Source organism: Pseudomonas sp. GW821-FHT05D12, from assembly GCF_059419825.1.
Genome location: NZ_JBWKSN010000013.1, coordinates 125,376 through 137,319 on the forward strand (window position 1 = coordinate 125,376; position 11,944 = coordinate 137,319).

An 11,944-nucleotide genomic window follows, 5' to 3' on the forward strand; every position below is an offset into this window, starting at 1 on the left:
TGAGGTAGACGCCGGCCGCTGTAGGTTATTCCATCCGCGTGCGAAAGAATCTTGCGCTATGTGGTTTATACGTTTCGGTATTGTTCGTAGGCCTGTAATCGCGGGCACTGCCCTCTCTCCACCCTTGTATCTGTCGGCACTCAGTCGGCAGTTAACCGCAGAGGGTGTGTCCATGACGTTTTCACCACAGGATAAATCGCAATTTTGCCGACAGGCGCTTGCGCACTGGCCCGTCGCACAGCAGGACCTGTTCGAACGCTGGGCGCGCGGCCCGTCGGCCCCACCGGGACATGGCTGTGTGCACCACGCTATCGAAAGGCAGGCGGCGCTGGCGCCCGACGCCACGGCCGCCGTGTGCCAGGGGCAGCGCATCAGCTACGCGCAACTTGACCGGCAGGCCAATCGCTTGGCCATGCGTTTGATCGAGCAAGGGGTGAAACGCGGTGACACGGTGGCGCTGTTCGTCGAGCGCTCGATCCCGATGCTGGTAGGGTTGCTGGCGGTGATGAAGGTCGGCGCGGCGTATGTGCCGCAAGACGCCAGGATCGTGCCGCCGATGCAATTGGCGATGGTCCTTGAAGCGTTGTCCAGCCCGCTGATCCTGACCCTGTCGCCACTGCTGGAGCGCCTGCCCGAGACGCACGCGTCGCAGTGCCTGTGCCTCGATGAGTTCCTGGCCGAAGTCCCCTGGATCGCGCAGGACAATCAGCCGGTGTGCGCTGCCGTCGACCCTGACGACCTGTGTTTTGTGCTATTTACCTCGGGCACCACCGGGCGCCCCAACGGCGTCCGTGTCAGCCATCGGAATCTGTGCAACATTCTGCTCACCGAGCCCGGGCGGATGGGCATGGCGCCGGGGCGCACGGTGGGGCAGATCCTCAATATCGGCTTTGACATGGCTGCCTGGGAAATCTTCGGCTGCCTGGCCCATGGCGCGACGCTGATGATTCGCGGCAAGCACATCGCGCCAACGGCGGCGCAGTGTGACGTGCTGATCGCAACGCCGTCGATATTGGCCACCCTCGAGCCTCGGCAGTGCCCTCTCCTGAAGGTGGTTGCGGTGGCAGGCGAGCCTTGCCCGCAAGGCCTGGCCGATCACTGGGCGGGCCACTGCGACTTCTACAACGGCTGTGGACCCACCGAAACCACCATCGTCAATACGCTGCACCGGCATGTGCCCGGCACGTTGCTGACCATTGGCCAGCCCACGCCCAATAACACGGTGTATGTCCTTGACGCTCAGGGTCAGGCCTGTGCACTGGGCGAGATCGGTGAAATGTGGGCCGGCGGTGCCGGTGTGACAGCAGGCTACCTGGGCAATCCCGAGCTGACCGCGCAGCGCTATCGGCCGGACCCTTTTATCGGTGCTGGTGCGCTGATGTTCCGCACCCGCGACCTTGGCCGCTGGACCCGCGACGGGCAGCTCGAACACCTCGGGCGGGTGGATGACCAGGTCAAGGTGCGTGGGTTTCGCGTGGAGCTGGACGCGGTGTCCGCCACGCTGGAAACCCGCACAGACTGCACGCGGGCGGTCACGCTGAAACTCGATGACCGCCACCTGGTGGCGTTCGTGTCACCGGCCGGCGTCGATATCGATGCCTGCCGCCGGCACTGCGAGCAGCGCCTGGCCTATTACTGCGTGCCTTCGCGGATCTACGCGCTGGATCAGTTGCCGCTGACGAGCCGCGGCAAGGTGGATAAGGCGCTGCTGCTGCAATGGGCGCGTCAACGCCAGGCCGTGAAGGAGACCGGCGATGCTTGATGCCCTGACCCAGGTCGTTGTGACGCCCAAGGCGGGGTTATGGCGAAGGCTCGCCGCGCAGCCATTGTTTTCCTATTACCACCGCCTGTTTGCCCTGGTGATGCTCGCCAACGTCCTTGTTGTCTGGCTAGGGCCTGGCGTGCAGGCCATGGGCGTGGACACGCTGTCGAGCATGGTCTTGATCAACCTCTCGCTGGCCACGCTGATCCGTCAGCAGTACGTGATCAATGCGCTGTTCTGGTGCGTGACGCGGGTGCCGACCCGCTGGCCGCTGTGGTTGCGTCGGCGTGTGGCGAAGGTTTACCACGTGGGTGGGCTGCACAGTGGCGCCGCGGTGGCGGCGACGGGCTGGTTCGCTGCCTTGTTCGGGGTGCAGGTCTTGCAGCAGCTGCGCGAGCCGGGCAGCGTGTCGGCCGTCTGGCTGTGGCTGAGCGCTGTGCTGATGACCTTGCTGCTAGTGATGGTCGCCATGGCGCTGCCGTGGGTGCGAGGGCGCTTCCACAATGGCTTCGAACGTGTGCACCGCTTTGCCGGCTGGAGTGTATTGCTGCTGTTCTGGGGACTGGCGTGGCAGGCCTCCACCGAACAGCAGGCCAGCGGCACGTTCTGGATGCTGGGGCTACTGAGCCTGAGCATTGCCCTGCCATGGCTGCGCCTGCGCAGAGTACCGGTCGACAGTTTGCGGCCATCCCGGCATGTGGCCATCGTGCGCTTCACCCACACCACGCCGTTTACCGGCTCCTCCACCAGCATCAGCCTGAACCCGCTGTTGGAATGGCATTCGTTCGCCAATATTCCTGCGCCGGGCGAGCTCGGGTTTCGGCTGATCATTTCGCGGGCAGGGGATTGGACGGGCCGGTTTATCGAGCACTTGCCGTCGCATGTGTGGGTCAAGGGAATCACCACGGCCGGCGTGGCGAATGTCGAGACGTTGTTCAAATCGGTGCTGTACGTCGCCACCGGCAGCGGCATCGGCCCGGTGCTCCCGCATTTGCTGGCGGGCAACGTGCCTGTGCGGTTGCTCTGGTCGGCACGCAGCCCGCGACAGACCTACGGCGATGCACTGGTCGACGAAATCCTGCGGGCCGAGCCCGACGCGTTGATCTGGGACACCGATGCGCGCGGTCAACCAGACCTTGTGCAACTGGCCTGCGCCGCCGTGCACACCTATGACGTGGAGGCGGTGATTTGCATCGCCAACCAGCACCTGACCCGTCGTGTGGTGCAGGCGCTGGAAGCCCGGGGCATCCCAGCCTATGGCGCGATCTGGGATTCCTGAACCCACGCGCGATACCCCGGCAGTGCATCTGCTTTGAAAAAAACTACAGTGAACAGGGAATAAACCTACATGGGATTCGTCTCATAGCACTTTTCCCCTGCGGCCATGTGCCCTGGAGCTTTTCATGGTAGATCACTCATCACCGCCGAAACCGCCACTCAGCCGCGCCAGCCTGGTTCTCAGGCTGGCGTGTATTGGTGGCGTGGTGGCGGTTATGGCCGGGGCATTTGCCTACGTCAATGGCACCCTCGACCCACAGCGCCTGCGGCCGAAAACCCTGGTCAATGCCCTGGAAACCAATAACGGCGTGCACCCCGGATTCCGGCGTAACCACGCCAAGGGCATCTGCGTGGCGGGCTACTTCGAAAGCAGCGCCGAGGCCCGTGCCTATTCCAGCGCCCAGGTGTTCAACGCGGACAAGACCCCGGTGGTCGGCCGCTTCGCCTTGCCCAGCGGCAACCCGTATGCGCCGGACAGCAGCGTGCCGATCCGCAGTTTCGCCGTGCAGTTCAGCCAGGCCAACGGCCAGCAATGGCGGACCGGGATGAACAGCATGCCGGTGTTCCCGGTGGGCACGCCCGAGGCGTTCTACCAGATGCTCAAGGCGGGCGCGCCCGACCCGGCCACCGGCAAGCCGAACCCGGCGAGCATGCCGGCGTTTTTCGCCGCGCATCCGGAGACGGCGGCGTTCCTGGCGTGGGTCAAGACGGCCAAGCCTTCGGCCAGCTATGCCACCGAAACCTACAACGGTATCAATGCGTTTTACCTGGTAAGCGCGCAGGGCAAGCGCCAGGCGGTGCGTTGGGGCGTGGTGCCGCAGAGCCAGGATGCGCCGGGGGATAGCGCGCCGGCAGGTAACGATTTCCTCGAGAAAGACCTGGCGCAACGCCTGGCTGCCGGGCCGTTGCGCTGGCAGTTGAACATGACGCTGGCCAACCCCGGCGACCCGCTGGACGATGCCAGCAAAACCTGGACCGGCGAACATACCGTGCTGAATGCCGGCACCCTGGTATTGCAGAGCAGCCAGCCGCAGGCGGACGGCGATTGCCGTGACATCAACTTTGATCCGTTGGTGTTGCCCAGCGGTATCGAAGCCTCCAACGACCCATTACTGGCCGCACGGTCGGCGGCGTACGCCAGCTCGTACCTGCGCCGCGCCGGTGAAGTCAGCCCGCTGCACAGTGCCCCCCAGGAGTCGAAGCCATGAATACCCAACCACGGTTTTTCGCGCCTCTGGCGCGCCTGCTGCACTGGCTGATGGCGCTGATGGTGATCGCCATGCTGTTTATCGGCGCGGGGATGGTGGCCTCGGTGTCAGAGCGGCATGAGTGGCTGATTCACCTGCACAAGCCGCTGGGTATCGCGATCCTGGCACTGGTGATCGTGCGGCTGGCGGTGCGCTTTTCCACGCGTCAACCGCCATTGCCCGCCGACTTGCCGCTGTGGCAGGTGCTGGCGGCCAAAGCCTCTCACGTGGTGTTGTATGCGTTGATGCTGGTGTTGCCGCTGCTGGGCTGGGCGATGATTTCGGCGGCGGGCGATCCGGTGATGCTCGGCAGCGCGGTGCAATTGCCGGCACTGGTCGGCGCGAACGCGCCGCTGTTTGCGCTGTTGCGCAAGGCCCACGGGTTTCTGGCTTATCTGCTGTTCCTGACGGTGCTGTTGCACCTGGCGGCAGCGTTGTTCCATGGGCTGATTCGGCGTGACGGTGTGCTGCAAAGCATGACCGGCACCCGGGACTGATGCCGTGGCTTGCCGGCGATGCGTGCTGAACCACGCGATCGCCGGCAAGCCTGGCTCCTGCGCGGGTTAGCGCAGGGTGCCGACGATATCGGCCACGGTGCTCAACACATCCTTGCCCAACTGTATCGAACGCTTGCCCGACCAGCCGGTGTGCGGGTTGGGGGCATCGTCGTTGTCCTTGAAAGGCATTTCCAGGGTCAGTGACAGGCAGTCGTATTTCTCGCCGACCGCGTTGCAGGCCAGGGTCATGTTGGCCTCGCCCGGCAGGTCGCGGGTGTAGCCGTGAACGGTCTGGAAGTCGCGGGTCAGGGCGCTCAAGTGGCTGCGGAAGTGTTTTTCCAGGGCTTCGATGCGCGGGGTGTAGCCGGGGTTGCCTTCGCAACCGGCGGTAAACACATAGGGGATTTCTTCGTCGCCGTGGATATCCAGGAACAGGTCGACGCCGTATTTTTCCATCTGCTGCTGCACGAACAGCACTTCCGGGCTGAGTTCCTGGCTGGCGCTCTGCCAGGCCCGGTTGAGGTCCTGGCCCATGGCGTTGGTGCGCAGGTGGCCGTGGAAGGCGCCGTCCGGGTTCATGTTGGGCACCAGGTACAGGTCGGCCACCGCCAGCAGTTTTTTCAGCTCGGCGTCACCGTCCTGCTGCAGGCGTTCGATGATGCCTTCCATAAACCATTCGGCCATGTGCTCACCAGGGTGCTGCTGGGCAATGATCCAGACCTTGCGTCGGCCTTCGCCGCCCTTGCCCCGACGCAGCAAGGGGATATCACGGCCTTCGACACTTTTGCCGGTGGCCAGCAATTGGGTGCCCGCACGGCTCAGGGCCTGGGCGATCAGCCCGTCATGGCGTTCACGGCTGTAGGGCTCGAAGTAGGCAATCCAGGCGTGCTTCTCGCGCGTCTCGAGGCTGATGTGCAGGATCTCGCCGTCAAAGCGTGTGGGCACACGGAACCAGTTGATATGGTCGTAGGAGGCCACCGCGTTGTAGCCGCTCCACGCATGGCGGTAGGACGACTTGCCGGCGTTGCTCAGGCGGAACGTGTGGGTGTGGCCCACGTGCATGCCTTCGGCCTTGAAGTGGAACCACTGGAAATGTTGGCTGCGCGTATCCGGGTTGATCGCCAACAGCAACTGGTAGGCATCGCTGGCGTCGAGCACCTGGATATTGCCACTGTCGAAGTCGGTGCTGATCTTGATGGAGGTCAAGGCCACGGTCATAGTCTGGTTGCCTGAGTATGAGTGTTGTGGCGGCTATCTTACACACGAGTCTGGTAAAGACTGGACGCAAAATTGTTGCGGAGGAGGGGGGGCGTCGTCCCTGACGCCGCCGCAGCTTAGAATCTATGAGATTGATTCTCAAGCGCTATTTCGCAGAGAACTGGGCTAGAGCGCTCGCACGGCTTTCTTTTGACGATGGTCTTTTGCTACCATGCGCGCCATCGAGCAACACACAGTCTTCATTAGCCTGAAGCCATGCCAGGAAAACTGGCAAAAAAAAGACCCGGCCAAAGAGCCGGGTCAAAAACCGTGATTAGCCTGATGAGGAGATATTCCAAGAGTCCGACCTAAGGTCCCTTGGTCTATCGACTGATCTCGCGATCAGCTGGGTTCAATAATAATCATTATCATTTGCAAGTCAAATGTTTTTATCCGTGTGATAGAAATATTTTTCCTTCGCGCCGCTTACGCGCTCGCCTGAGCGTCAGGCGCTTGCAGTGATCGCTCCACCATCGCCTTCGCCATATCAATCAAATACACCACTGAAAAGGCCAGGTCGCGTTGGTTGCCCTGATGGCTGCTCGCTGATTCGTAGGCGGTGGCCGCGGCACTGCGCAACAGGTCCGAGGCGTGCACCAGGGCCTCTTCCTGGCTGATGCCCGGCTTGATGGCGAAGAACGTCCCGTCCGGGGTTGGCGTCGACATATTTTCTTTCAAGTAAAAGTCCAACGCGCGCTGTGCTGCGCCGCTGCTGCGCAGGTCGTGCAAGTCGGCATTTTCGCAAGGGTCAGGCAGGAGATACGGGCTCGTCGTCATAAGGGCGGTGCTCTGGGTGAGTGTCTAAAACCTTGAGTTCGATGATAGTACGTATCGTATTCATGTCGTTTTATGGATTACTACAAACTGTTTATTGCCCAGGAAAATCCGTGACGTATCGTCTGGCGCCATGGATAACTGGATAGCGTTGGTCAAGGCCAACATGGAAGACCGCAAGGTCACGCAGGTCGAACTCGCCGAGCGCTTGGGCATGTCCCAGGGCGGGATCGGGCATTGGCTCAACAAGCGCCGGGTACCGAGTTTGGCGGACATGAACCGGGTGCTCGAAGAGCTGGGGCTGGAATACCTGGAAGTGGTGCTGCAGATCCGCGAAAAGACCGCCGGGGAGCGAGCTGCGCCGACCCGCTACAACCCGTATTTCCGCTACCCGGTCAGCGACTGGAAAGGCCTGTGCGAACTGCGCGAAGAGCGCCCGGCCTATGGCGCCGCCCGCTTCGAGCTGACCGATTACCACGCCCGTGGCGAGGCCTTCTGGCTGCCGGTCAGCGGCGACGCCATGACCGCGCCCAGCGGTCTCAGCATCGGCGCCGGGTCAATGATCCTGGTCGACCCGGCGTTGGCGGCCGAACCGGGCAAACTGGTGGTTGCCCAATGGGCCGGCCATCCCCAGGCGACCTTCCGCCAACTGCTCGAGGAGAGCGGCCAGCGTTACCTGGTGCCGCTCAACCCCACCTACCCGAAACAGTTGCTCACCGACGCGTGTCGCATCCTGGGCGTCGTCGTGCAGGCCACGGCGAAGTTCTAGCCCGCCGCGTCGAGTTCCACCAACGCCGCGCCCTCGGCAACCATTTCGCCTTCCTGGCAGAACAGTGCCTTGACCACCCCGGCCTGGGGCGCACGGATGCTGTGCTCCATCTTCATGGCTTCCAGCACCACCAACTGCGTGCCGGCCTCCACCGTTTGGCCAACATCCACCAGCACCCGCACGATGCTGCCATTCATCGGCGCCGTCAGGCCGCCCTGATGCGACTGGTTGGCGTCGACCGCAGCAATCGGATCGAACAGGCTCACGCCGTGCACCTCACCGTCCCAGCGCAGGAACACAGTGTCGTCGCTGCGAACTGCGAGATGCGCGCGACGCACGCCCTGGTGCTCGGTCAGCAACTGCTCGCCGTGCAACTGCGCGGCATCTGTCGCCAGCGTGACCAGCCGATCCTGCCCATTGCAGCTCAAGTGCAGCGACACCTCGGCCGGCAAGCCGAGGCGCAGGCCACGGTTGTCCGCCCAAGGCCCGTCAGCCGCCGGCAAGCTGTGCATGAAGGCCGCACCTGCAGCCTGCCAGAACGCGTCGCTCAAGGCACCGGGCACCGGCAGCAACTCCTCCTGATAGCGCGCAATGAACCCGGTATCCAGCTCGGCGGCGGCAAATGCCGGATGGCCGATAATGCGCCGCAGGAAGCTCAGGTTGGTCTTCAGCCCGCCGACGGCAAACTCATCGAGCATGCTCGACAGGCGCAGCCGCGCCTGTTCACGGTTCTCGCCCCAGGCAATCAACTTGCCGAGCATCGGGTCATAGAACGGCGAGACGTTGTCGCCCTGTTCGACGCCGCTGTCCACTCGGCGGCCCGGGCCAGGGGCCGATTCGCGGTACAGCGCCAGGTGCCCGGTGGCGGGCAGGAAATCATTCACCGGGTCCTCGGCATACAGGCGCACTTCAATCGCATGGCCGATCAGCGGCACTTGTTCCTGCGTGATCGGCAGCGCCTCGCCCTGGGCGACACGAATCTGCCAGGCCACCAGGTCCAGGCCAGTAATCGCTTCCGTGACCGGATGCTCCACCTGCAGCCGCGTGTTCATCTCCATGAAGAAGAAGTCGCCACGCGCATCCAGCAAGAACTCCACGGTGCCCGCGCCGACATAGCCGATGGCCTGGGCCGCGCGCACCGCCGCTTCGCCCATCGCCCGGCGTTGTTCAACGCTCAAGCCGGGTGCTGGCGCCTCTTCGACGACTTTCTGGTGGCGCCGCTGGATCGAGCAATCGCGTTCATTGAGGTACAGGCAATGCCCATGCTGATCGGCAAATACCTGGATTTCCACATGGCGCGGCTTGAGCAGGTATTTCTCTACCAGCATCTGCGCGTTGCCGAACGACGACAGCGCCTCACGCTGGGCAGACGCCAGGGCTTCGGCCAATTGGCTGACGTTCTCGACGACCTTCATGCCCTTGCCGCCACCGCCGGCGGTGGCCTTGAGCAGCACGGGATAGCCAATGTGTTCGCAGGCGGCGCGAAAGGTGTCGAGGTCCTGGGCTTCGCCGTGATAACCGGGCACCAACGGCACGCCGGCTGTTTCCATCAGGGCCTTGGCCGCCGACTTGCTGCCCATGGCGTCGATGGCCGAGGCGGGTGGGCCGAGGAAGATCAGGCCAGCGGCTTCGATCGCACGGGCAAAGCCGGCATTTTCCGACAGGAAGCCATAGCCCGGATGGATCGCCTGGGCGCCGCTGGCCTGGGCGGCGGCGATCAGTTTGTCGATCTGCAGGTAGCTCTCGGTGGCCTTGCTGCCACCCAGGTCGACACGTATGTCGGCTTCGCGGCTGTGCCGCGCATCGCGGTCGATGGCGCTGTGCACGGCGACGGTGGTCAGGCCCATGGCCTTGGCGGTGCGCATCACCCGGCAGGCAATTTCGCCACGGTTGGCCACCAGCACGGTGGTCAATGTGCTCATGAACGCGGCTCCTGTGCCTGCCAGCCTGGCTGACGTTTTTGCAGGAAGGCGCGCAAGCCTTCCTGGCCTTCGGCGCTGACACGGATTCGCGCAATGGCATTTTCGCAATAGCGGCGCAGGGCCGGGGTCAGTGCACCGTTGCCGACCTCGCGCAGCAGGTCCTTGCTGGCGCGCATCGCCGCCGGGCTGTTCTGCAGCAGGTTGGCGATCCACTGTTCCACTTGCCCGTCGAGTTCGCCGAGGGGATAGCTTTCCGCCAACAGGCCGATTTCCCGCGCGCGCTGGCCGCCAAAACGTTCGGCAGTCAGGGCATAGCGGCGTGCAGCACGCTCGCCAATGGCCTGGACCACAAACGGGCTGATCACTGCCGGGGCCAGGCCGATGCGCACTTCGGACAGGCAGAACTGCGCGTCGTCGGCGCCGATGGCCATGTCGCAGCAACTGATCAAGCCCAGCGCGCCGCCATAGGCCGCGCCTTGCACGACTGCCAGGGTGGGGATTTTCAGCTTGGCCAGGTTGTACATCAATTCCGCCAGCTCGCGGGCGTCGTCCAGGTTGGTGTGGTAATCCAGTTCGGCCGACTGCTGCATCCAGGCCAGGTCGGCACCGGCGCTGAAGTGCTTGCCGCGCCCGCGCAGGACCAGGAAACGCAGGGACGCATCTGCCTGGACCTGGTCGAGGGCGATGATCAGCTCGCGGATCATCTCGGCATTGAACGCGTTGTTCTTGGCTTCACGACTGAGCCACAGCGTGGCAAATCCACGGCTGTCGGTGATCAGTTCGAGGGTGTTGAAGTCGCTCATGGGGTATAGCTCCATTTACATGCGGAACACGCCGAAGCGGCTCGGCTCGATCGGGGCGTTCAGTGCGGCGGACAGGGCCAGGGCCAGCACGTCACGGGTCTGCAGCGGGTCGATGACCCCGTCGTCCCACAGGCGCGCACTGGAGTAGTAGGGATGGCCCTGGGTTTCATACTGATCGAGGATCGGCTGCTTGATCGCGGCCTCTTCTTCGGCGCTGAACCCATGGCCGGCCCGCTCGGCCTGCTCGCGCTTGACCTGCACCAGCACGCCTGCCGCCTGTTCGGCGCCCATCACTCCGATGCGCGCGTTGGGCCACATCCACAGGAAACGCGGGTCATAGGCGCGGCCGCACATGCCGTAGTTGCCGGCACCGAAGCTGCCGCCGATGATCACGGTGAACTTCGGCACCTTGGCGCAGGCCACCGCGGTGACCAGCTTGGCGCCGTGCTTGGCGATGCCGCCGGCCTCGTATTTTTGCCCGACCATGAAGCCGGTGATGTTCTGCAGGAACAGCAACGGAATCCCGCGCTGGCAGGCCAGTTCGATAAAGTGCGCGCCTTTTTGCGCGGCTTCGGCGAAGAGAATCCCGTTGTTGGCGAGGATCGCAATCGGGTAGCCGTGCAAGTGCGCGAAGCCGCACACCAGCGTGGTGCCAAACAGCGCCTTGAATTCATCGAACACCGAACCGTCGACCAGCCGCGCGATCACTTCGCGCACATCGAATGGCTGCTTGGCATCGGCCGGGATCACCCCGTAGAGCTCTTCGCTGCTGTACAGCGGCGCCACGGGCGGGCGTTGGCTTACCTGACCCTGCTTGCGCCAGTTAAGATTGGCCACGCTGCGCCGGGCCAGGGCCAGCGCGTGTTCGTCGTTGTCGGCATAGTGGTCGGCCACGCCGGAAACCTTGCAATGCACGTCGGCACCGCCGAGGTCTTCGGCGCTGACCACTTCACCGGTCGCGGCCTTCACCAGTGGCGGCCCGGCGAGGAAGATGGTCGCCTGGTTGCGCACCATGATCGCTTCGTCGGCCATCGCCGGCACATAGGCGCCGCCGGCGGTGCACGAGCCCATCACCACGGCGATCTGCGGGATGCCCTGTGCGCTCATGTTGGCCTGGTTGAAGAAGATCCGTCCGAAGTGCTCGCGGTCCGGGAATACCTCGTCCTGGCGCGGCAGGTTGGCGCCGCCGGAGTCGACCAGGTAGATGCACGGCAGGCGGTTCTGCTCGGCGATGGTCTGGGCGCGCAGGTGTTTTTTCACCGTGAGCGGGTAGTAGGAACCCCCTTTCACCGTCGCGTCGTTGGCGACGATCATGCACTCGACACCCTCGACGCGGCCGATCCCGGCGATCACCCCGGCGGCGGGGACGTCCTCGCCGTACACCTGATGGGCGGCCAGTTGGCTGAGCTCAAGGAACGGCGAGCCCGGGTCGAGCAGGCGATTGATACGCTCGCGCGGCAGCAGCTTGCCGCGCGAGGTGTGGCGTTCCTGGGCCTTGGCGCCGCCACCTTGCTGCACATGGGCGAGCAGGGTGTGCAGGGCGTCGACCTGTTGGCGCATTGCCGCGCTGTTGGCGACGAATTCCGCCGAGCGCGGGTTGAGCTGGGTGTGCAGGGTGGCCATGAGTGCGCTCCT

Annotated in this window: 10 protein-coding genes; 5 read left to right on the forward strand and 5 right to left on the reverse strand. The window is 64.0% G+C overall.

Annotation, left to right across the window (positions count from 1 at the left end; genetic code table 11):
• Positions 1-172: 172 nt before the first annotated feature.
• The 4 genes from AC07SI_RS23425 (at position 173) to AC07SI_RS23440 (ending at position 4,784) form a co-directional block, all read left to right on the forward strand.
• The gene (locus tag AC07SI_RS23425) at positions 173-1,762 is read left to right on the forward strand and encodes an amino acid adenylation domain-containing protein (protein ID WP_495006593.1); all 1,590 of its coding nucleotides are present in this window, start codon (positions 173-175) and stop codon (positions 1,760-1,762) included.
• Positions 1,755-3,041, forward strand: a complete 1,287-nt coding sequence (locus tag AC07SI_RS23430) for a hypothetical protein (protein WP_495006594.1) — start codon at positions 1,755-1,757, stop codon at positions 3,039-3,041. The genes AC07SI_RS23425 and AC07SI_RS23430 overlap by 8 nt, the downstream gene beginning before the upstream one ends.
• A gap of 124 nt (positions 3,042-3,165) precedes the next feature.
• The gene (locus AC07SI_RS23435; RefSeq protein ID WP_495006595.1) at positions 3,166-4,248 is read left to right on the forward strand and encodes a catalase family peroxidase; all 1,083 of its coding nucleotides are present in this window, start codon (positions 3,166-3,168) and stop codon (positions 4,246-4,248) included.
• The gene (locus AC07SI_RS23440) at positions 4,245-4,784 is read left to right on the forward strand and encodes a cytochrome b (RefSeq protein WP_213551199.1); all 540 of its coding nucleotides are present in this window, start codon (positions 4,245-4,247) and stop codon (positions 4,782-4,784) included. The genes AC07SI_RS23435 and AC07SI_RS23440 overlap by 4 nt, the downstream gene beginning before the upstream one ends.
• Positions 4,785-4,850: 66 nt before the next feature.
• On the opposite strand, the gene AC07SI_RS23445 is transcribed toward AC07SI_RS23440, so the two are convergent.
• A complete protein-coding gene (locus tag AC07SI_RS23445; protein ID WP_213551201.1) occupies positions 4,851-6,002 on the reverse strand; it encodes a M14 family metallopeptidase in 1,152 nt (383 codons plus the stop codon).
• Between the two features lie 465 nt (positions 6,003-6,467).
• On the reverse strand, positions 6,468-6,818 hold the full coding sequence (locus AC07SI_RS23450) for a DUF6124 family protein (RefSeq protein WP_065901086.1): 351 nt from the start codon (positions 6,816-6,818) through the stop codon (positions 6,468-6,470).
• Positions 6,819-6,948: 130 nt separating this feature from the next.
• On the opposite strand from AC07SI_RS23450, the gene AC07SI_RS23455 reads away from it, so the two are divergent.
• On the forward strand, positions 6,949-7,584 hold the full coding sequence (locus AC07SI_RS23455; protein ID WP_495006596.1) for a LexA family protein: 636 nt from the start codon (positions 6,949-6,951) through the stop codon (positions 7,582-7,584).
• Here AC07SI_RS23455 and AC07SI_RS23460 read toward each other — a convergent pair.
• Genes AC07SI_RS23460 through AC07SI_RS23470 form a run of 3 tightly spaced genes read right to left on the reverse strand, consistent with a single transcriptional unit; the run spans position 7,581 to position 11,932 of the window.
• On the reverse strand, positions 7,581-9,506 hold the full coding sequence (locus tag AC07SI_RS23460) for an acetyl/propionyl/methylcrotonyl-CoA carboxylase subunit alpha (protein ID WP_495006597.1): 1,926 nt from the start codon (positions 9,504-9,506) through the stop codon (positions 7,581-7,583). The genes AC07SI_RS23455 and AC07SI_RS23460 overlap by 4 nt on opposite strands.
• Complete coding sequence (locus AC07SI_RS23465) at positions 9,503-10,309, reverse strand: gamma-carboxygeranoyl-CoA hydratase (protein WP_065901076.1); 807 nt, start codon at positions 10,307-10,309, stop codon at positions 9,503-9,505. The genes AC07SI_RS23460 and AC07SI_RS23465 overlap by 4 nt, the downstream gene beginning before the upstream one ends.
• Positions 10,310-10,324: 15 nt before the next feature.
• Complete coding sequence (locus AC07SI_RS23470) at positions 10,325-11,932, reverse strand: carboxyl transferase domain-containing protein (protein ID WP_065901073.1); 1,608 nt, start codon at positions 11,930-11,932, stop codon at positions 10,325-10,327.
• Positions 11,933-11,944 lie beyond the last annotated feature (12 nt).